Source organism: Kitasatospora sp. NPDC002551 (genome assembly GCF_040296005.1).
GTDB lineage: Bacteria > Actinomycetota > Actinomycetes > Streptomycetales > Streptomycetaceae > Kitasatospora.
This window is the reverse complement of sequence record NZ_JBEOWI010000079.1, coordinates 1-21168: the sequence shown is the minus strand read 5'-3', so window position 1 is coordinate 21168 and position 21168 is coordinate 1. Positions and strand designations below refer to the sequence as shown.

The 21168-nt window shown below is 75.5% G+C and carries 14 protein-coding genes and 1 pseudogene; 5 read left to right on the top strand and 10 right to left on the bottom strand.

Features of this window, described 5'->3' with window-relative positions:
* Window positions 1-134: 134 nt before the first annotated feature.
* Entirely contained in the window at window positions 135-557 is a 423-nt protein-coding gene (locus ABT093_RS37155) for an SDR family NAD(P)-dependent oxidoreductase (RefSeq protein WP_350571866.1), read from the top strand.
* 16 nt (window positions 558-573) lie between these two features.
* On the opposite strand, the gene ABT093_RS37150 is transcribed toward ABT093_RS37155, so the two are convergent.
* Window positions 574-1698, bottom strand: a complete 1125-nt coding sequence (locus ABT093_RS37150) for a nucleoside triphosphate pyrophosphohydrolase (RefSeq protein WP_350571864.1) — start codon at window positions 1696-1698, stop codon at window positions 574-576.
* Here ABT093_RS37150 and ABT093_RS37145 point away from each other — a divergent pair.
* A pseudogene (locus ABT093_RS37145) lies at window positions 1658-2488 on the top strand (phosphatase PAP2 family protein); the annotation flags it as partial. The gene ABT093_RS37150 and the pseudogene ABT093_RS37145 sit on opposite strands and share 41 nt — an antisense overlap.
* Before the next feature lie 186 nt (window positions 2489-2674).
* On the opposite strand, the gene ABT093_RS37140 reads toward ABT093_RS37145, so the two are convergent.
* From ABT093_RS37140 to ABT093_RS37120, 5 genes are all read right to left on the bottom strand, one after another.
* Window positions 2675-3334: a response regulator gene (locus ABT093_RS37140; protein WP_502884400.1), complete on the bottom strand. Its 660-nt coding sequence runs from the start codon at window positions 3332-3334 to the stop codon at window positions 2675-2677.
* A gap of 76 nt (window positions 3335-3410) precedes the next feature.
* Window positions 3411-4823: a sensor histidine kinase gene (locus ABT093_RS37135; protein WP_350571860.1), complete on the bottom strand. Its 1413-nt coding sequence runs from the start codon at window positions 4821-4823 to the stop codon at window positions 3411-3413.
* Between the two features lie 593 nt (window positions 4824-5416).
* Complete coding sequence (locus ABT093_RS37130; protein ID WP_350571858.1) at window positions 5417-7024, bottom strand: protein kinase domain-containing protein; 1608 nt, start codon at window positions 7022-7024, stop codon at window positions 5417-5419.
* Window positions 7021-7791 carry a hypothetical protein gene (locus ABT093_RS37125; protein ID WP_350571856.1) on the bottom strand — a complete coding sequence of 257 codons (771 nt, stop codon included), beginning with the start codon at window positions 7789-7791 and terminating at the stop codon, window positions 7021-7023. The genes ABT093_RS37130 and ABT093_RS37125 overlap by 4 nt, the downstream gene beginning before the upstream one ends.
* Window positions 7792-7958: 167 nt before the next feature.
* On the bottom strand, window positions 7959-10115 hold the full coding sequence (locus ABT093_RS37120; RefSeq protein ID WP_350571854.1) for an N-6 DNA methylase: 2157 nt from the start codon (window positions 10113-10115) through the stop codon (window positions 7959-7961).
* Window positions 10116-10358: 243 nt separating this feature from the next.
* On the opposite strand from ABT093_RS37120, the gene ABT093_RS37115 reads away from it, so the two are divergent.
* On the top strand, window positions 10359-11006 hold the full coding sequence (locus tag ABT093_RS37115) for a DUF4352 domain-containing protein (protein WP_350571852.1): 648 nt from the start codon (window positions 10359-10361) through the stop codon (window positions 11004-11006).
* A 135-nt stretch (window positions 11007-11141) separates the two neighbouring features.
* On the opposite strand, the gene mfd is transcribed toward ABT093_RS37115, so the two are convergent.
* Window positions 11142-14792: a transcription-repair coupling factor gene (gene mfd / locus ABT093_RS37110; RefSeq protein WP_350571850.1), complete on the bottom strand. Its 3651-nt coding sequence runs from the start codon at window positions 14790-14792 to the stop codon at window positions 11142-11144.
* A gap of 631 nt (window positions 14793-15423) precedes the next feature.
* Between mfd and ABT093_RS37105 the strand changes: the two genes are divergently transcribed.
* The gene (locus ABT093_RS37105) at window positions 15424-16740 is read left to right on the top strand and encodes a nucleotide sugar dehydrogenase (protein ID WP_350571848.1); all 1317 of its coding nucleotides are present in this window, start codon (window positions 15424-15426) and stop codon (window positions 16738-16740) included.
* 61 nt (window positions 16741-16801) lie between these two features.
* Here the strand turns inward: ABT093_RS37105 and ABT093_RS37100 are convergent, their stop codons facing one another.
* Complete coding sequence (locus ABT093_RS37100; protein ID WP_350571846.1) at window positions 16802-17203, bottom strand: beta/gamma crystallin domain-containing protein; 402 nt, start codon at window positions 17201-17203, stop codon at window positions 16802-16804.
* A 341-nt stretch (window positions 17204-17544) separates the two neighbouring features.
* Here ABT093_RS37100 and ABT093_RS37095 point away from each other — a divergent pair, with 341 nt between their 5' ends.
* On the top strand, window positions 17545-18279 hold the full coding sequence (locus ABT093_RS37095) for a hypothetical protein (protein ID WP_350571844.1): 735 nt from the start codon (window positions 17545-17547) through the stop codon (window positions 18277-18279).
* Window positions 18280-18406: 127 nt separating this feature from the next.
* On the opposite strand, the gene ABT093_RS37090 is transcribed toward ABT093_RS37095, so the two are convergent.
* On the bottom strand, window positions 18407-19777 hold the full coding sequence (locus tag ABT093_RS37090; RefSeq protein WP_350571842.1) for a hypothetical protein: 1371 nt from the start codon (window positions 19775-19777) through the stop codon (window positions 18407-18409).
* A gap of 267 nt (window positions 19778-20044) precedes the next feature.
* Window positions 20045-21168, bottom strand: a 1124-nt coding sequence (locus tag ABT093_RS37085; protein WP_350571840.1) for an SUKH-4 family immunity protein, incomplete at its 5' end; no start/stop codon positions are given.

The window sequence follows — 21168 nt, the reverse complement described above, 5'->3', positions numbered from 1 at the left end:
CGTCGTACACGGCAGGCGTGAGCCTGGTCACCTGAGGGGTAATTCCTGTTGCGGAGGGTCAGGACGTGCCTACGATCCTCCGCAAGATGTCCGTGGGCGCCGGTGCGGAGCCGCCCACAGGGAGGAGCAGGGCCATGCGGGACACCGGTTCGGTCGTCGTGATCGCCGTACTCGACGGCGGGTCGGGGGCTGACCTCGCCCGCCGGCTCACCGCCGCGGGGGCCGCCGGCGTGCTGATCGCCGACCAGCGGGTCGGGATCGCCGAGGACCTCGCCACCGAGCTCGACCGACCGGGCTGCCCGGTCGTCGGCGTCTGCGGGGACGTCCGCCGCCCCAGCGACGTCGCCGCGCTGGTCGACACCACCGAGAAGCACCTCGGCCCGATCGACCTGTTCTGCGTGGCCGGGCCGGGCGGCGAGCGGATCGTCTCGCTCTCCGACCTGCCCGACCACCTCGACCTGGAACGGCTCGCCGAGCTCGTCGCCCTGGTCGGCGAGGCGATCGGCGAGGTCGTCGTCCCGGCGCGGCGCCGTCCGCTGGAGGACGCCGCCGCCTGAGGCCCCGGCCGGCCCGCTACGGCGCGGGCTCCAGGCCCTCGGCGGCGCGCACCTCGTCCCGGTAGCCGCGCGCCGCGGCCCGCAGCGCGGCGTCCACGTCCACCCCGGCGTCGTGCGCGCGCTGCGCCACCGCGAGCAGCAGCCGGCCCGCCGACTCGGCCGTGAGCTCTCCGGGCAGCTCGTACGGCGCGTCCGGCACGCCCGTGAAGCCGGCCCGGCGCACCCGCGACACCAGCTTCGCCGCGTACGCGAGCGAGGGCAGCCCGGCCGGCACGCCGTCCAGCACCGACTCGCGCTCCGACTTCTCGGCGGCCTTGAGCGCCTCCCAGCTGGCCTCCACCTCGTCGGCGCCGCCCGCCTCGGCGTCGCCGAACACGTGCGGGTGGCGGTACATCAGCTTGTCGACGATGTCGCCCGCCACATCGTCGATCGAGAAGGCGCCGGTGGGGTGCTCCTCGGCGATCCGGGAGTGGAAGAAGACCTGCAGCAGGACGTCGCCCAGCTCCTCGCGGAGCATGTCGCGGTCCCCCTCCTCGATCGCCTCGACCAGCTCGTAGGCCTCCTCGACCAGGTACTTCACCAGGCTGGCGTGGGTCTGCTCGGCGTCCCAGGGGCAGCCGCCCGGCGAGCGGAGCCGGTCCATCACGGAGACCAGGTCCAGCAGCCGCGCGCCCGGCAGGTCGTAGGAGCCGGGCAGCACCTCGATCTCCGGCACCTCGCCGGCGTGCTCGACGGCGAGGCGGGCCAGCGCGTCGGTCAGCCCGGGGTCGCCGTCCGGGCTGCCCAGCCAGACGGTCGGACCGGCGGCCGGGTGGGCGGTGGCGGGTCGGGTGGTGGCGGGTCGGGTGGTGGCGGCGGGGCGGTCGGCCTCGGCGGGCCGGGCGGCCGGGAGGTCGGCCGGGCGGTCGGCCGGGGCCTCGGTGAGCAGCCGGGCCAGCGCGGGGGCGGAGCCGGGGGCCACGATCCGGACGTCGACGCCGGCCTGCGTCAGGGCGGGCAGCTGCGGGTGCGCCGGGTCGGCGGCGAGCACCCGTCCGGCGGACCGCAGCGCCTCCCAGGCGGGCCACGACAGCAGGCCGGGGGCCACCCGGTGGGTGGTGATGAGCAGGATCAGCTTCGCGCCCGGAGGATTCGTCGTCACACCCCGAACCTACCCGTCCGGCCCGCACCCCCGCCCCCGGGTCGTCCGGCTCGCACCAGCCGCGGGCCCGGGTGGGCGCGGGGGTGCGGACGGGGGCCGGGCGGAGGTGTCCGCATGGCTTGGCGTGGGCGTCAACCCTGACGATCGTCATGGTCCGCCCCTGTCTTTCGGGTCGGGTCCGGCCCCGGTCCGCACTCCTACCGTGCGTGGCATGACGAACACGCTCAGGAACAGAACGGCCTTCGCGGTGGTCCTGCTCGGTGCGGGAACCGGTGCGGTCGGGTGGCTGGCGCCGGGGCGCGCGGACGGGGACGGACCGGTCGAGGTGGTCACCGGCTGGTCCGCCGCCGGCTACCGCCGGGTGGCCGACACCGTCGCCGACGCACCGCCCGGGCTCGCCGACCTGCTGGAGCCCGCCACCGAGGCCGGGCTGCTGGTGCTGGGCCTGCTGCTGGTGCTCCGCTGGTGGACGGCGCGCGGGCGGCGGGCCGCCGACGCGGTCGCGGGCGTCGCGCTCACCGGCCTCGGCACCGTGCTCGCGTACGGGGCGAGCGAGCTGCTGAAGCTCGTGGTCGACGAGGAGCGGCCCTGCCGGGCGCTGGCCGCCCTGCCGTCCACCGCGCTCGCCGACTGCCCTCCGGCGGGCGACTGGTCGTTCCCCAGCAACCACGCGACCCTGGCCGTCGCGCTGGCCACCGGGCTGGTGCTGCTGCGGCCGCGCTGGGCGTGGCTGGTCATACCGGTCGGCCTCGGCACGGCCGCCCTGCGGGTCGCCGCCGGGGTGCACTACCCGCACGACGTGCTCGCCGGGGCGGCCCTGGGCGGGACGGTCACGGCGGCGGTGCTGGTCGCGCTGCTGCCGTCGGCGACGGCGGCGGTCGGCGCGCTGGGCGGGGTGCGGCTGCTCGGGCCGCTGCTGCTCCGTCCGCAGCGGCCGGCGTCCGCCCCGGCGTCCGCTCCGAGGTCCGCCCCCGCGTCAGGCCGGCGGGCCGGCGGCCAGGCCGGCCTCGTGGGCGAGGACGGCGGCGGCCGCCCGGTTGGCCACCCCCAGCCGCGCCAGGACATTGCTGACGTGGGCCTTCACCGTGCCTTCCACCACCCCGATCCGGCGGGCGATCTGGCCGTTGGACAGCCCGGCGGCGACCAGCGCCAGCACGTCCCGTTCGCGGGCGGTCAGCCCGGCCACCCGGTGCTGCGCGGCGGCCCGGCGGTCGGCCGGCCCGCCGGCCCCGGTGGCGGCGAGGTGAGCCACCACCCGGGCGGCCACCCGGGGTGAGAGGTAGGCCGCGCCGCCCGCCACCGACCGGACGCCGGCGATCAGCTCCTCCGGCTCGCCGGACTTGATCAGGAACCCGTTGGCGCCCCCGCCGAGGGCCCGCAGGATGTAGTCGTCCTCACCGAAGGTGGTCAGCATGACGATCCCGGTCGCCGCCCCGGTGCGGGTGGTGACGGCGCTCCGCCGGATCTCCGCGGCGGCGGCGATGCCGTCCGTCCCGGGCATCCGGATGTCCAGCACGGCGACGTCCGGGCGGTGGCGCCGGACCAGTTCGACCGCCTCCCGGCCATCGCCGGTCTCGGCGACGATCTCGATCCCCGGGTCGGTGGCGAGCACGGCGCGCACCCCGGCCCGCACCATCGGCTCGTCGTCCGCGATGACCACCCGGATCGGGGTACGGGCCCCGTCCTCCCCTTCCACGCCGCTCACCGGGCGCTCACTGGATCAGGGCGTCCAGGGAGATCAGCACGTCGTTCCGGAAGCAGAGCCGGTACGCGTCCCCGGAACGGTCGTCGTTGAACGCCTCGGCCGTCATCGCGTAGTACTCGCACGTCACTCCCTCTCCGCTCGGTGGCGGGCTGCCCACGGACGGATGGTACGGAAACTGACGTTCCGGCAGAAATCGCTGGACGGTGGCGCGGTCCTGGCCGACGCGCAGCGCCGCGTAGTCGGCGGGGTCGAGGCGGGACCGGTCGGCCGCGTGGATCGTCCAGCTCCGCAGCACGGCGGTCAGGGCCAGGGCGACGGACAGCGGCACCAGCACCACGGCCGCCATCATCCGGCCCACCCGGCGCCGGGCGCGGCGCAGTTCCCGGGCGGGCGAGACCACGGCCGGCCGCGGCACCGGGCCGCCCACCGGGGCACCGGCGCGGGGCAGGTCGGCACGGACCTCGAATCCCCCGCCGTCGGCGCGGGGCCCGTGCCGGAAGGTGCCGCCGGCCAGCCGGACCCGCTCGGCCAGGCCGATCAGGCCGCGGCCGCCGGCCGCCGCGGCCCGGTCCGCCGGCGCCGTCGGGGACGGACCGTTGACCACCTGGACCATGGCGCCGTCCGGGGAGTACGCCACCCGCACCTCGACCGACGCCGCCGGGGCGTGCTTGGCGGCATTGGTCAGCGCCTCCTGGACCACCCGGTACGCGGCGTGCTCGGCCGCCCGCGGCATTCCCTCCGGCTCACCGGTGACGGTCAGCCGGACGTCCAGGCCCGCCGCGGCCGCCTCCGCCACCAGCTGCGGGACACCCGCGTCGGCCGGGCCCCGGGCGGCGTGCGCGTCCGTCTCGTCCCGCAGGACGCCGATCACCTCGCCGAGCCGCTCGACGGCGGCCGCGGCACCCGCCCGGATCTCCTGGGCCGCCTCCCGGTGCGGCGGGGCCAGGTCGGGCGCCAGCTTCAGCGCGCCGGCGCGCAGGGCGATCAGGCTGAGGTCGTGCCCGAGGGCGTCGTGCATGTCCTGGGCGATCCGGGCCCGCTCGCGCAGCCGCGCCTGCTCGGCCACCAGCCGCTGCTCCCGCTCGGCCCGCTCCGCACGTTCCCAGCCGGCCCGCACCAGCTCCTGCGACTGCCGCCAGAACCGGCCCACCATCCACGGCCCCATCCCGGCGCAGACCAGGACCGAGACCGCGGACGTCGCCCGCACCGACCAGGCCGGCACGACGATGGCCGCCACCGTCCCGGCCGTCACCAGGACCACCAGCAGCACGGCCGCCGACCGCACCCGCTCCATCCGCACTCCGGCCGCGAACGCCGCCGCGATCCCCGGCAGCATCCACCAGAGGGACACCTGGCTCAACCCCAGCCCTCCGGCCGCCACCACCAACAGCGCCCGCTCCACCCACCGCTCTCTCCACACCCACCCGACCCTACGGACCCCGGCCCCACCACGTATCTGCCGAAAGTCATGCCCCCGGCCACACGCAGCCGGCACACCGGACCCGAGCCCACCGGAGCGGAAAGACAGCTCCACCGACTTCCCATCCCGGTATCCCCGTCGGACGACCCCTGACCCGCCACCACCGGAAACGCGAGGACCGAACAGCGGCAGTGCCAGCCCCGCCGACCTCCCGCTCCCCCGTCCCGACCCGGGAGACGAGCGCACACCAGTCAGTGCGGGAAGCCGAGCTGGCCGACCTCCCGCGCCAACTCCGAGGACCCCCCATGGCAGCCAGCACGCCGGTGCCCCGATAGAGCGGCCCCGAGCCCACCGCCACCAGAAACCGAGGGCCGGACCCCGGCAGAGCAGGAAGGCGAGTAACGCCAGTCAGCGCACGAAGTCGAGCAAGCCGACATCAACGGACGCCCCTTGCTGCCCCAGCCCCGCGCTGGTGTACCGAATGGGCGACCCCAAGTCCGCCTCCATCAAGAATTGCGAGGCCAGCGTGGCAATGCCGGCCCTCGCCGGAGTGGGAAGTCGGACCGGCCGACTTCCTGCGCCAGGCCCGGGTGTCAGGGGGGTGGGGGCCAGGGGGTGGCGGTGGTGCGGTGGGGTTGGAGGGTGTCGAGGGTTTGGCGCAGGCGGCGGACTGTCGGGTGGTGGGGGCCCTCGCGGCGTTCGCGGTCGAAGAGGAGTTGGAGCAGCCAGGACCACGCCGCTTCCGTCTCGCCGAGCGAGGCCAGCAGGACGCCGATCCGCTCCCGGAGGTCCAGCAGCCGCTCCGGTTCGGTCTCCGGCCAGACCGCGAGCAGGGCCTGGTACTCGGCGAGCGCCTCCGCGCCGCGGCCGAGCTGTTCGAGGCACTCGGCGACGCGGTAGCGGGGTTCCAGGGCGCGGCGGCCGTGCGGGCCGCCCTCGACGGTGGCCACGAGCAGCCGGTACTCCGGGAGAGCCTCCTGGTGGCGCCGCTCCTGGAGCAGGGTGCGCGCGTAGATGGTGCGGACGGTGCGGACCATCGCCGCGCCGTCGCCTAGTTCGGAGCGACCGCGTGCCAGCAGCCGGGCGGCGAGGTCGAGCACCTCGGCGCGCCGGCCCGCGTCGACCAGGTCGGAGAGCCGGGCGCAGGCCGCCGCGAAGTCCTCCCCCGCCGCGACGGGCACTGCGACGGGCGGCACGGCGGCCATCAGGAACGGCTGCGGCGCCACCGGCGCGGGGCCCGATGGCCGGGGCTGCGGCTGGAGCGGGTGCCGGTACGGCCGGGCCGGGTCGGGCAGCGCCCCGTACCGGGGCTGCGGCACGGGAACGGCGGCGGGCAGCAGCGGCAGCAGCAGCGCGAAGACCTCCTGCGCGTCGGCCGGACGGTCCCCGGGCCGCTTGGCGAGCAGGTCGAGGACCAGCCGCTCCAGCGGCGCCGGCACCTCCGGGCGCAGGTCGCGCAGCGGCACCGGCGGATCGTCGACGTGCCGGCGCAGCAGCCCGAGGGCGGTGGGCGCGCGGAACGGCCCCTCGCCGGTCAGCATCTCGTGCAGCAGGCAGCCGAGCGCGTACAGGTCGCTGCGCGGGTCGACGGTGGCGGACAGCGCCTGTTCCGGCGCCATGTAGGAGGGGCTGCCGATCGGGACGCCGGTGAGCGTGAGGCGGGTGGCCGTGGGGTCGATCGCGGTGGCGATGCCGAGGTCCAGCAGGACGGTCCGGCCGTCCTCCCGGACCATCACGTTGCTGGGCTTGAGGTCCCGGTGGACGACGGGCACGGCGTGGACGGCGGCCAGCGCGGCGCAGAGCTGGGCGGCCACCGAGACCGCGCGCTCGACCGGGAACGGCGCGTCCTCGGCGATGAGGTCGGCCAGGCTGACGCCGGACACGCGCTGCATGACGAGGTACAGCTCGCCGCCGTCCTCACCCGCGTCGAAGACGGTGACCAGGCCGGGGTGGTCGAGGGCGGCGGTGGTGCGGCACTCGCGCAGGAAGCGGTGGCGCAGCTCGTCGCCGTGCCGGCGGTGTCCGGCGGTGGTGGGGTCGGCGGCGCCGGTGGCGGCGAGCAGGTGGTCGGTGCGCAGCAGCTTGACCGCGACCGGGCGGGCGAGCCGTTCGTCACGGCCGGCCCAGACCTGGCCCATGCCGCCGTGGCCGATCTTCTCGGTGAGCTGGTAGCGGCCGCCGATCGTGCGGACGACGGTCACGAGCGGTCCTCACGGGCCTGACGGCGCAGCAGTTCGCCGAGTTCGCGCAGTTCGTCGGAGGTGGCGGGACCGGCACCGGCGGGAGCGGAGCCGCCCGCCCCGGGGCCGGCCGCGCGCACGGGCGGGTGGGAGATCGCCGACGGGTGGGAGTCGACGGCCGGGTACGGCGGGGCGGCCTGCGGGTACGGGGCGGCGGTCCCGTACGGCGGGGCGGACGGGTACGGCTGCACGGGCTGCGGGTACGTCCCGGCCACCTTGGCGGGCGCCGGGTAGCCGTACCCGGCCGGCGGCGGGTACGAGCCGGCCGGAACGGGCGGCTGCGCGGGCCGGCCCGCCGACCAGACCACCTGGCGGTCCATCAGCAGGAAGTGCACCGGCGGGGTGAACCACATCAGCACCATCATCGTGGTGCCGATCCCGTCGGCGAGCGGGGCCTCGCCCTTGGGGTAGCTGCCGGCGATCCCGATGCAGATGAAGAAGGTGAGGAAGAGCCCGGCGTACACCACCGCGCCCAGGATGTCGTAGGCCCGGCGGCGGCGGAGCGCCAGCAGCAGCGACGGCACCATGCCGAGCAGGCCGACGGAGAGCAGCGGCGCGAGGACCACCAGGACCCGGCCGAGCACGCCGTACGGACCGGCCTGCCGTCCGGGGCCCGGTGGCGGAACGGCCATGGTCGGGGCGTAGGCCTGCGGCGCGGTACCGGGTATGCCGCCGGCCGGCGTGCCACCGGGCGGTGGGCCGAACTGCCCGGGGTACTGCCCTGACATGCGCGCTCCTGAGCGGGTGAGGACGACGGCGGTCCCGGCCACGGGACCGGTTCCGCACACCGTACCGCTCGCACCCGTCACGCTGGAGTCCTTCTGCCGCAGCCGCACCGCGCCCGAACCGCCCGCGCCCGGGCCCGCCCTTCACGCCCCGCGCGCCCGGTGCGGCGTCAGGGGGACCGCGGCGGTTCGGCGGCGCCGGCGGCGAGGGCGTCGGTGGCGGCCTGGGTGAGGGTGCGGCCGAGGGCGGCGGCGCGTTGCAGGGTCGCGTCGAAGGCGGCGAGCCGGGCGAAGGCCGCGCCGAGCCGGCGCTGCTCGGTGATCGGCAGGCGCGGCAGTTCGACCCGGCGGATGTCCAGGCGGGTGGTGGTGGAGGCGTGGCTGGCGGCCCGGCGGGCGGCGGCCGTGGAGCGCAGGTGGCCGGCCAGGAAGTCCGGGTCGAGGGCGGCCGGGTCGGGGCGCAGCAGGTGGAGCTGGCGGCCGAGCGCGGCGCCGGCGGGCGGGCCGTCCGGGCCGACGACGCGGGCGGCGGCGCCGCCGAGAGCGGGGACGAGGACGTCACCGGGCCGGGTCAGCACCCCGGTACCGGCGGCGTCGGGTGCGGCGGCGTGCCGGTCGAGGACGGCGCCGGGGGTGCTGCCGGTGATGAGGTCCTGGTCGGTGAGGACGGGGGTGCCGGTCGGATCGGCGCCGGCCGGCCGGGAGGGGACGCCCGCACCGGAGGAGTGCACCTCCAGCAGTCCGGAGCGGACCAGCTCCCCCAGCGTGGCCACGGCGACGCCGGCACCGCCGGCGCCGTCCGCCTCGCCGGCCGGCTCGGGCAGCAGCGTGCCGGGGTCGGCGAGCCCGGCCAGCAGCTCCGTCAGCCGGCCGCCGAGGTGGGAGAGTCCGGCCGCGCCGCCGGGCGGGGCGGCCGGGGGGACGTGGCGGGCGGGCGAGAGGTCGGTCTCGTCGTCGAGCAGGTCGATGGCCGCCACCGTCCGGTGCTGCCCGGGGCGGTCCGGGGGCAGCGGCAGGCCCTCGCGGGCGGCGAGGTCGAACGCCCGCCAGGCGTCGAGCACGGTGCGGCGCAGCTCGGGCCAGCGGACCTTGTCGCGGCCGCCCTCGGCGACCTCGCCCGAGGTGGGCGAGGCCGAGGCGGCGTCCAGCAGCAGGACCTGGCGGAAGTCGTCGCCGGGGCGGGGGGCGCGCAGCACCCAGAGGTGGAGCGGCACCCCGTACGGCGGCGCGGCACCGGCCGGGAGCGCGACGACGGCCCGCAGCGCGCCGGAGCGCAGCAGCTCGGCGCGGACCCGGCGACCGGCCCGGCGGGCGGCGACGGTCGGCGGGAGCAGCAGCGCGGCGAGCCCGCCGGGGCGGGTGCGGGCGAGGCAGTGCAGCACCCAGGCGAGTTCGGACTCGCCGCGCGGCGGGACGAGGCCGCCGGGCCAGCGCCGGTCGAACTGCAGCTCGTCGTGGCCCCAGTCGCGCTCGTTGTAGGGGGGCTGGCAGAGCACCGCGTCGAAGGTGTGGCCGGTGTAGGCGTCGGCGCGCAGGGCGTCGCCGGGGCGCAGGTCGAGCGGGAGCGGGGCGGGGTCGGCGGCGGGCGCGCGCAGGGCGAGCCGGAGCCGGGCGAGCGCGGTGGTGACCGGATCGGCGTCCTGGCCGTAGCGGTCGGTGGTGGGCGGCAGGGCGAGCAGCAGCGCGCCGAGGCCGGTCGCGGGGTCGAGCACGGTGGCGGGGACGCCGGCGACGGCGGCGAGCAGTTCGGCGGCCTCCGGCGGGGTGGGGCTGAGCTGGCGGGTGTTGGCCTCGGCGTAGCGGGTGAGCAACTGTTCGAAGGCGTCGGCCGGACCGGCCGCGGCGGCGAGTTCGGCGAGCAGGCGGGCGAGGTCCAGTTCGGTGGAGCCGAGCAGGCCGGGCTGCCGCAGGCCGGCGGCGCCGTCGGGGCCGAGCACGGTGCGGGCGGTGTCGGCGAGGGCGCGCGGCAGGCCGGTGGCGAGCCTGGTGTCGGGCTGGTCGGCGAGCGCGCTCCAGTGCTCCGGCGCGCGGTGGTGCAGCAGCAGGACGGCGCCGGCCTGGACCAGCGGGGCGGCCGGGTGACCGGCCGGGTCGCGCAGGGTCTCGACGATCCGCCAGACCCGTTCCAGCAGCGGCAGTTCGGCGATCTTCCCCTGGGCGCGGAGCCAGGACTCCACCTCGGTGAGCGCGAAGGTCGGGCTGCTGTCGGTGCCGCCGACCGGGCGGGGGAAGTCGGGGTGCCGGCGGCGCCAGTTGCTGACGGCGGCACGGCCCACCCCGGCGAGGCGGGCGATCTCGACGGCGGTCACCTCGGGACGGTCCGGCATGGGGCTCCTTCGGCGGCGATCGGCGGCGGCGGAAGAACTGATGTGACCACACAGCATAGCCAGCACCGCCCGGCGCGGAGTTCACACGTGAACAGAGACATTTCACAAATGCCTGTTGACGTCGTTCACACCTCATGGTGTGATCTCTCCTGTCGACAGCACGACGGCACAGCAACACGCCGGGTCGGCACCGAGAACCGCAGAGACAGCCCCGCAGAGACAGCAGAGACAGAGGAGACAGCCATGTCCGTCACCACCCGCCGCACCCGCCGCACCGCCGCCCTGCTGGTCGGCGCCGCGCTCGTCGCCCTCACCGCGACGGCCTGCGACTCCACCGGGGGCACGTCCGTCTCCACCGAGCCCAAGCAGACCGCCGCCGCCTCGGCCCCGGCGGCCGGCGACAGCGGCGCGGCGGCCAAGCCCGCCGACGGCAAGCCCGCCGACGGCAAGCCGTCCGAGGCGGCCAAGGCCCCGGCCAAGATCGGCGACACCATCGCCCTCAAGGGCACCCTGGAGAAGGGCAACACCGCCGACGTCACCGCCGTGAAGGTGGTCGACCCGGCGGAGAGCACCAACGAGTACCTCACCGCGGCGGACGGCAAGCACTACGTCGCCGTGCAGTTCCAGATCAAGGTGACCGGCTCCAAGGCGTACAGCGAGGCCCCGTGGAGCAGCGCCAAGGTGATCGACGGCCAGGGCCAGGCCTACGGCCCGACGCTCGCCGACACCAAGGCCGGCCCGTCCTTCCAGACCCCGACCAACATCGCCAGTGGCGAGACGGGCAAGGGCTTCGTGGTCTTCGAGGTGCCCGACGGCACCAAGCTGGACAAGGTCCAGTTCTCCCTGGACAACGGCTTCGCCGACCAGGTCGGCCAGTGGAAGATCGGTTGACGGCCCTGTTCACAGCCCCGGGCACGCCACGCCCCGGCCCCGCATGCCGGCCCGCCGGCCCGCCGGCCCGCCGGCCCGAACGACAACGGCGGCCTCGGGCTCACCGCCCGAGACCGCCGCACCCGGCGGGGCCGGTTACTTCCTGGCCCCCGCCAGGTCGTCGAACATCGTCGACAGGAACTCCCGGCACCACGCCAGCAGCTCCCGCCCGACCAGCGGCTTGCCGCCGATCCGCCCGGTGGACGGACGCGGCACCAGCAGCTGCTGGGCCGCCGCCTTCACCTGGCTGCGCGGGTAGAGCCGGTTCAGCCGCAGCTGCTGCGACTCCCGCAGCTCGACCGGCCCGAACCGCACGTTGGAGCCCTGCAGGGTGATGTCCGCGATGCCGCACCGCCGCGCGTACAGCCGCAGCGCCGCCACCATCAGCAGGTTCTCCACCGGCTCGGGCAGCTTGCCGTAACGGTCGACCAGCTCGTCCCGGACCTGCGTGATGTCCTCCTCCGAGTTGACCGCCGCGATCGAGCGGTAGGCCTGGAGCCGCAGCCGCTCCCCCGGCGCGTAGTCGTGCGGCACATGGGCGTCGACCGGCAGCTCGATCTTCACCTCCAGCGGCTCCTCCTCCGGCTCGCCGCCGCCCGCCAGCGACTCCCGGAACTCGGCCACCGCCTCGCCGACCATCCGCATGTAGAGGTCGAAGCCGACGCCCGCGATGTGCCCGGACTGCTCGCCGCCGAGCAGGTTGCCCGCGCCGCGGATCTCCAGGTCCTTCATCGCCACGTACATGCCGGCGCCCATCTCGGTGTGCTGGGCGATGGTGGCCAGCCGCTCGTGCGCGGTCTCGGTCAGCGGCTTCTCCGGCGGGTACAGCATGTAGGCGTACCCGCGCTCCCGCCCTCGGCCCACCCGGCCGCGCAGCTGGTGCAGCTGGGAGAGGCCGAAGGTGTCGCCGCGCTCGACGATGAGGGTGTTGGCGTTGGAGATGTCGATGCCGGACTCCACGATCGTGGTCGACACCAGGACGTCGAACTCCTTCTCCCAGAAGTCGACGACCACCTTCTCCAGCTGGGTCTCGCCCATCTGTCCGTGCGCGGTGGCGATCCGCGCCTCGGGCACCAGGTCCTTCAGCCGGGCGGCCGCCTTGTCGATCGACTCGACCCGGTTGTGGATGTAGAACACCTGTCCCTCGCGCAGGAGTTCACGCCGGATCGCCGCCGAGATCTGCTTCTCGTCGTACGGCCCGACGAAGGTCAGCACCGGGTGCCGCTCCTCCGGCGGGGTGGTGATGGTGGACATCTCGCGGATCCCGGTGACGGCCATCTCCAGGGTGCGCGGGATCGGGGTCGCGGACATGGTGAGCACGTCCACGTTGGCCCGCAGCTTCTTCAGCTGCTCCTTGTGCTCGACGCCGAACCGCTGCTCCTCGTCGACGATGACCAGCCCGAGGTCCTTGAAGCGGGTCTCCGAGGAGAACAGCCGGTGGGTGCCGATGACGACGTCCACCGAGCCCTCGAACAGCCCCTCCAGCACGGCCTTGGCCTCGCTGTCGGTCTGGAAGCGGGACAGCGCCTTCACGTTCACCGGGAAGTTGGCGTACCGCTCGGCGAAGGTCGAGAAGTGCTGCTGCACCAGCAGCGTGGTCGGCACCAGCACCGCCACCTGCTTGCCGTCCTGCACCGCCTTGAAGGCCGCGCGCACCGCGATCTCGGTCTTGCCGTAGCCGACGTCGCCGCAGATCAGCCGGTCCATCGGGACGGACTTCTCCATGTCCGACTTGACCTCGGCGATGGTGGTCAGCTGGTCCGGCGTCTCCGCGTACGGGAAGGCGTCCTCCAGCTCCCGCTGCCACGGGGTGTCCGGGCCGAAGGTGTGGCCGGGCGCGGCCATCCGGGCCGAGTACAGCTTGATCAGGTCGGCGGCGATCTCCTTGACCGCCTTCTTGGCCCGCTGCTTGGTCTTCGCCCAGTCCGCGCCGCCGAGCCGGTGCAGCGTCGGGGCCTCGCCGCCGACGTACTTGGTGACCTGGTCGAGCTGGTCGGTCGGCACGAACAGCCGGTCGCCGGGGTGGCCGCGCTTGGCCGGCGCGTACTCCAGCACCAGGTACTCGCGGGTGGCGCCCTGCACGGTGCGCTGCACCATCTCCACGTACCGGCCGACGCCGTGCGCCTCGTGCACCACGTAGTCGCCGGACACCAGGGCCAGCGGGTCGATCGCGTTGCGGCGCCGGGACGGCATCCGCCGCATGTCCTTGGTGGAGGACTTCTGGCCGGACAGGTCGGTCTCGGTGACCACGGTCAGCCTGAGCGCCTCGTCGACGAAGCCGTACTCGATCGAGCCGCAGGAGACGTGCACGACGTCCCGGGTCGGCGCCTCGGACAGGTCGGCGACCAGCCGGGCCGGGATGCCCTCGTTGCCGAGCACCTCGGCGAGCCGCGAGGCCGGGCCGTGCCCCTCGGTCACCATGACGACCCGCCAGTCGGCGGCCAGCCGCTCCTTGGCGTCGGCGATCGCCCGCGCGGTGTCGCCCCGGTAGGCCTCGACCGCGTGCATGCCGAGGGTCAGGGTGTTGGCGTCGCCGTACCCGTCGGCGGCACCGACCGCCGGTACGCCGTCCGCCGAGGCGTCGCTGGTCGCGAACGGGCTGACCGACCACCACGGCAGGCCGATCTCGGCGGCGTGCTCGCGCACCTCGGCGAGCGAGCGCAGCGAGGCGGCCGAGACGTCGATGGTCTCCAGGTCGATCGGCCGGTCGCCGCCGGCCGCGGCCGCCACCCAGGAGGCGTGCAGGAACTCCTGACTGGTCGCCACCAGGTCGGCGGCCCGGGTCCGGACCCGCTCGGGATCGCAGACCACCGCGACCGAGCCGAGCGGCAGCACGTCCAGCAGCAGCTCCATGTCGTCGACCAGGACGGGCGCCAGCGACTCCATGCCCTCGACCGCGATGCCCTCGGCGATCCGGTCCAGGATCTCGGCCAGCCCCGGGTGCTCGGCGGACAGCTCGGCGGCCCGCGCCCGCACCTCCCCGGTCAGCAGCAGCTCGCGGCAGGGCGGCGCCCACAGGCCGTGCTCGGCGATCTCCAGCGACCGCTGGTCGGCCACCTTGAAGTACCGGATCTCCTCGACGTCGTCGCCCCAGAACTCCACCCGCAGCGGGTGCTCCTCGGTCGGCGGGAAGACGTCCAGGATGCCGCCGCGCACCGCGAACTCGCCGCGTTTCTCGACCAGTTCGACCCGGGAGTAGGCGGCCGCGGCGAGCCGCCGGGCGATCTCCTCCAGATCGTGCGACTCGCCCCGCTGGACCGCCACCGGCTCCAGCTCGGCCAGCCCCTTCACCTGCGGCTGGAGCACCGAGCGGACCGGCGCCACGATCACCTGCACGGGCCCGGCGGCCGGGTCGTCGGCCCGGGGGTGGACGATCCGGCGCAGCACGGCGAGCCGGCGGCCGACCGTGTCCGAGCGCGGCGAGAGCCGCTCGTGCGGCAGCGTCTCCCAGGCCGGGAACTCGGCGACCGCGTCCGGCGGCAGCAGCGAGCGGAGCGAGGCGGCGAGGTCCTCGGCCTCCCGGCCGGTGGCGGTGACGGCCAGCACCGGGCGGCCCCGCTCCCCGGCCGCCTGCCCGGCGAGGGCGCGGGCGAGCGCGGCGATCGCGAACGGCCGGGCGGCGGGCGGGCCGACCAGGTCGAGGTGCCGGCGGCCACCGGCCGCGGCACCGGGGGAGGTCGCGGCCTCGATCGCCTCGGCGAGGGCGGCGTCCCGCGCGACGACATCGAGCAGTCCGGTCAGGCTCATCTGGAGTCTCTTCTTCGTCCCGTGGCTGGTGCTGCCCAAGCGGCCAGAGGCCCGTCCGGGCAACGCGAACGGCCCGGCGCGCCGAGCGGCCGGGGGTCTCCAGCCTACGCCGCGCGGCCCACCCGCACCCGGCGTGCGGGCGGGGGCCGGACGGGGCCGGATCCGGCGCGGACGAACGACCGGCCGCGCGCTGCCGCTCCGACCGTTTTGCCGGACCGTTTCCCGGCCGTCGCGATCTGCCACGAACTGGACATACTCCTGTCACTGCCCGTCCATGGAGATCGCGCACCATGGTGAATGTGCCCGCCGCACCCAACCGTGGGGGATGGCTGCGGGGGCACGGTCGCACACCCGATGGGGGTCGGGAGTGCGAGGCCGGGCGACCCTGGGTGGGGGCGCCCGCCCACACGCCGGGAACCGTGGCGTCCTTTCCTGGAGGGCGCCACGGGTCTCGGCCTCACGCGTTCCCCGGCCCGGCGCCCCGCTTCCGGCCCTCCCCTTTCCGGCCCCTTCCGGCGCGATCCCGGGAAAACCCGCGCGGGCAGGCCCCGCTCCCTACCCTGATGTGAAGACCGTGTGGGGGGCGCCCGGAGGGGCCAGGGGGCGTCCGCGATGGAGGGGGTTCTTCGTCATGCGCGTTGTCATCGCAGGCCAGGGCTACGTGGGGCTGCCGCTCGCGGTCCGCGCGGCCGAGGTCGGGCACCGGGTGGTCGGCTACGACGTGGACGAGCGCCGGATCAAACGGCTGGCCGTCGGCGAGTCGTACGTCGAGGACATCCCGGCCGAGCGGCTGCGGCCGCTGCTGGAGAACGGGAGCTACCTGCCGTCCGCCGAGCCGTCCGACGTGGCGGGCTTCGACGTCGCGGTGATCACCGTGCCGACGCCGCTGCGCGAGGGCGTGCCCGACCTGTCGTTCATCGAGAGCTCGGCCGCCCTGCTCGCCCAGCACCTGCGGCCCGGGGCGAGCGTCGTCCTGGAGTCGACCACCTACCCCGGCACCACCGAGGAACTGCTGGCGCCGCTGCTGGAGCAGGGCTCCGGGCTGACCGCCGGGCGGGACTTCCACCTCGGCTACAGCCCCGAGCGGATCGACCCGGGCAACCCGGCCTGGCGGCTGGAGAACACCCCGAAGGTGGTCTCCGGGATCGACCCGGCGTCACTGGCGGCGGTCGAGGGCTTCTACGGCGGGCTGGTCGAGCGGACCGTCCCGGTCTCCTCCTGCAAGGAGGCCGAACTGACCAAGCTGCTGGAGAACACCTTCCGGCACGTGAACATCGCGCTGGTCAACGAGCTGGCGATGTTCGCGCACGACCTCGGCATCGACGTCTGGGAGGCCATCGACGCGGCCTCCACCAAGCCGTTCGGCTACCTGCGGTTCACCCCCGGCCCGGGGGTGGGCGGGCACTGCCTGCCGATCGACCCGTCCTACCTGTCCTGGCGGGTCGAGCGGGCGCTCGGCCAGTCGTTCCGGTTCGTCGAGCTGGCCAACGACGTCAACAGCCACATGCCCGACTACGTGGTCCGCCGGCTCTCCGAGGCGCTGAACGAGCGGCAGCGCTCGGTCAAGGGCTCGCGGGTGCTGCTGCTCGGGCTGGCGTACAAGAAGAACACCGGCGACGCCCGGGAGACGCCGGCCGCCCGGATCGCCGAGCTGCTGGTCCGGATGGGCGCCGAGGTCCGGGCCGCCGACCCGCACGTGGTGGTCGGGGTGCACGCGCCCGAGCCGGTGATCCCCGGCCAGCGGGCCGCCGAGCACGACCCGCACGGGGACCCTTTCGGCGCGGTGCGCCGGGTGGAGGCCGGCCCGGAGGAGCTGGCGGCGGCGGACGCGGTGGTGCTGCTCGCCGACCACGACGACTTCGACTACGAGGCGGTCACCGCGCACGCCCGGTACGTGCTGGACTGCCGGCGCCGGCTGCCCCGGGGCGCCGCGGTCGAGGTGCTCTGACCCGTCGGAGACGGTGCCGGGCGTCCGCACCCGCCCGGCACCGCGGGTCGTCCCGCACCGTCTACCAGCGGGAGAGGTTGATGTCGTACATCGTCACCTCGTGGCCCACGCGGGCGTTGAAGTCGTACTGCTCCCAGTTGAAGACGGTCCACGAGCCCATGCCGCCGCCGAGGTACGTGATGACCTTGTTGTTCCCGGCGTCGATCCGGTCGACGTTGTAGATGCGCACGGCCATCCAGCCGTCGTTCGCGAAACAGAGCGTGCTGCCGTAACCGTAGTTGTAGACCTTCGCGAAATCGTTGCGGTTTCCGCAGTCGATCCGGTTGATGGCCTCGGCATTCGCCGCCGGAATCAATGCGGCCGCCGCCGCGGTGAGCACCGCGAGTGCGCCGGTCCGACGGCTCAGGGCATTTCCGGAACGGGACCGTGGAGAACGTTCCGAACGGGATGTGCGGCGAATCATGTGAACCCTCCGAAGGGGTAGCGACTGCGACTCCAGAGGCTGACACGGCACCGCACGGCCGAACAGTTCTTTTCCGGCCAAGCCGCACCGCCACGACGCCTCGCGGGCCGCCTCGCACGGGCATGCGCTAGGGTCCGAACAGTCCCGCCGTCCTTGAGGATCGGAGCTTCCGATTGGCCCGCCCGACGCATTTCGGACGATTCACCGCCACCGCCACAGCGGTCGTTTTATCGGCCTTTTTCGCCGGCTGTTCCGGGGCTTCCGGAGGGAGTTCTTCGGAATCCGCCCTGACGCCTCCGGCGATCGACGCGCCGAAAGCCCCGGAATCCGGCCGGGCCGGAATGACCGGACTTCCGCTCTCCGCTTATCAGGCCGACGACCGGGCCGCCGTGACGGAGATCCAGGTGCGCAATGCGCTGATCGTCTCGTGCATGCACCGGGCCGGTTACGCCGCTTTCACCGGGGACGGCCTGCAGGAGGCGCGGCCGCCGGACAACGCCACCGCGCTGCCGGCCGGCGCGTGGGGGTACCTCGGGGCGGAGGCCGCGGGAGTCCAGGGGTTCCACGCTCCCGCGCGCCCCCTGCCCGGACCCGGCGCGGCCGCACCGGCGGCCGGGGCCGGCGAGGCCTACGACGCCACCCGGGTCGACTGCGACCGGCAGGCCGCCGAACGGATCGGCGCGCCGCCGGGGCCGGAGGCCGACCTCATCGGGCGGCTCTTCGCGGACTCCATGGCCGCCACCGGACGCGACGAACGGGTCACCGCGGCGACCGCGCGGTGGGCCTCCTGCATGGCGACCGCGGGCTTCCAGGGCGCCGACCCGGCGAGCCTCCCGGACCGCTTCCACGCCACGGCCCGGCCCACCCCGGCCGAACTGGCCGCCGCCCGGGCCGACGCCGACTGCACCGCGGACACCAACCTGGCCGGGATCTGGTTCGCCGTCCTGGCGGGCTACCAGCGCCAGCAGATCGACCACCACGCCGAGGCCCTGAACGCCCACCGGGAGGCCGTGCGGGCCCAGGACGCCAGGCTGACCCGGCTGCTCGCCGAGGGCGACACCGGGCCGACCCCGTGAGCCGGGCCGACCCCCGTTCGCCGGGCCGCACCCACGGCCCGGCGAACGCCGGGGAACGCGTCAGGCCCCGGGCGCCCAGGAGGGGCGCTCGGGGCCTGACAGGGCCCGACGGGGAACCGGAGCCGGCTCAGCGACGGCGGTTGTAGCCGACCGTGTTGGGGGTGGCGTAGTCGCTGCCGTCGTCGACGATCACGATCTTCGGGATGATCCGGGTCTCCTCCTCGGCGGGGCGCCCGGCCGGGACGAGCGCGCCCTCACCGGCCTCCGCCGCCACCGCCGGCGGAGCGGCCGGCCTCGGCGGCACCGGCCCGGTGGCGACCGCCGCGGCCGGGGCCGGGACCGGGGAGACCGGACCCGGGGTGACCCGCAGCACCGCCGTGGCCGCCTCGCTCGCGGGCGCCGGAACCGGCTCGCTCGCGGGCGCCGGGACCGGCTCCTTGCGCAGGTCGGCCCGCGGGTCGGCGAGGACGGGCAGCGGAACCTCCCCGGTGTCCGCCTCCGAGTCCACCGCCGGGGCCCGGTCCACCGGAGGAGCATCCGCCGGAGGGGCGTCGACCGGGGCGTCGACCGGGGCGGGGCCGGACGCGAGCGCCGCGGCCTCCAGCGCCGCGGGCTCGATCGCGCCGACCGCCGCGCCCGTGAGCGAGGCCAGCGTCGCCTTGATGTGGTCGAGGTGCTGCTGCACCGTCTCCAGCTTGGTCGCGTACTCGCGCTGCTCGCGCTCGCTCGCCGCGTTGATCCGCTCGGCCTCGCGCCGGGCCTGCTCGATCAGCTGGTCCGCCCGGGCCTGCGCCTCGGCGTCGCTCTGCTTGATCTGGCCGAGCACCGTCTCGCGGAACTGCTCGGCCTCCTTGACTCGGCGCTCGGCCGTGGCGGACACCGCCGAGTCCTCGGCGTCGGCCTCGGCCTGGGCCTCGGCGAACATCTCGTCGGCCTTGCGGCGCAGCTCGGCCAGCTTGGCCTCGGCCCGCTCGGAGGCCTCGGCGGCCGCGACCCGCACCTTGGCGGCGTGCGCGGTGGCGGAGTCCCGGACGGAGCGGACCTCGCGGTCGGTCTCGGCCCGGATGGTCTCCGCCTCGGCCCGGGTGCGCTCGTCGGTGCGGCGGGCGGCGGCGTCGGCCTCGGTGCGGGTGGTGGCCGCGTACTCCTTGGCGGCGCGGTCGAGCGCCTGGCCGGCCTCGTACACCTCGTCGCGGAGGTCCTCGGCGAACCGCTCGGCCTTGTCGCGGACGGCGCGGGCCTCGTTCTCGGCCATCCGGGCCAGGCCGGCGGCCTCGTCGCTGAGGACCTGGTAGTCGGGCTCGGGGGCGTCGGCGGCGGCCTGCTTGATCTCGGCCAGCCGGCGCTCCATCTCCCGGAGTCCGGCGCCGAGCACGCTCAGCCGTTCCCACCCCTCGTCGCGCTGCGCGGTGAGCGCGGTCAGGGCTCGGTCGACCTGCTCCGGCGCGTAACCGCGCCGGGCAACGGTGAAGCCGTACTGGGGGACGGCGTCGCTCATGGGCTCTTCCCCTCGTGTCGCGGGCTGCGGAGCCCATGATCGGACGGATCGGTCTGCTCGGGAACCGGGTCGGGCAACCCGGTCGGGATTCGGGCGTCGGGCGGATCGAAACATGTCGAGGACGGACGCTTGCGACCATCCTCTTGACCTATTTTGCGCGGATGTGGACGAAACCCCAACGAGGCACCGCCGCGCCGGTACGCCGAAGGGGCCGTTCCGGGCACCGGAACGACCCCCTGCCACCTGCGCGGATCCGGCACGGCCTGCTCAGAGCAGGCCGTCCCAGAACTGCTCCAGCAGCACGGCCCACCAGGTGTCCGCGGACTGCAGCGCAGCCGGGTCGATCGCGGCCAGCTGGGCCTGGAAGTCGGTCGTCCAGCGACCGGCCTGGTCCGGGGTCAGCCCGTACCGCAGCCGCCACATCCGGCCCAGCAGGGCCAGGGAGCGGACGAACTCCGGTACACCCGTGTTGACGAACCGGGGGGGCTCGCCGGTTCCTTCCAGGTCCACCGCGACCACGTGGGCCGTGCCGTACTGCACACAGAGCTGGCGCCCGTAGTCGTTGCCGAGCACCAGGTAGCCGCCGAAGTCCGGGCCGCCCGGCAGACCGCGCTCGGCGGCCAGCTCGGCGAGCGTCGGGATCGGCCGGCCCTCCTGGGCCTGCGCCCAGAAGAACGGTCCGTACTCGCGCGGCAGGCCCGACCACATCAGCGTCTGCGCCACCGGCTCGGGCACGCCCTGGCGGGCCACCGCGCGCTGCTCGAAGCGGAACACGTTCGGCCCGAAGGCCTGGCCGAGCTCCTGGGCGAGCTGCTGCGGCGCGAGCGGCGGCAGCGGCGGGACGGTGCCCGGCGCCGGCAGCGGGACCCGCTGCGGCCGGACCCGCTGCGGCCCCGAGGCCAGCTGGTGCAGCTCGTCCAGGTGGTCGAGCAGCTGGGCCATGCCGGCCTGCCGGGAGTGGTGGTCACGGCCGTAGTCGGCGGTGTGGGTGAGCCGGACGTTCGGCCAGGAGGCGGCGATCATCCGGTTGCAGTACCCGCCGGGCAGGTCGCAGGACTCCAGCTCGGTGTAGAGCTCCAGCACCTGCTCCGGCGGCACGTTGAGCCGCCGCAGGTCCTGGAGGATCTTCCACTCCGGGTGCGGGGTGCCGGGCTCGCTGCGGTGCAGCAGCTTCTGCTCCGAGCCGTCCGGGCCCCGGTAGCTGAGCGCGGCGAAGTAGCCCGGGCCGACGGCGGGCACGCCGGGCGGCACCGGGGCGGCCGGCGGCGGCCCGGGGACGGGCGCCGGCGGGGCGGCCGGGGCCGGGGCGGGCGCCGGGCCGGGCGCCGGAGCGCCGGCGGGAGCGGGGCCGCCCGGGTAGCCGTAGCCGGCCCCCGGGGCCCCGACGGGAG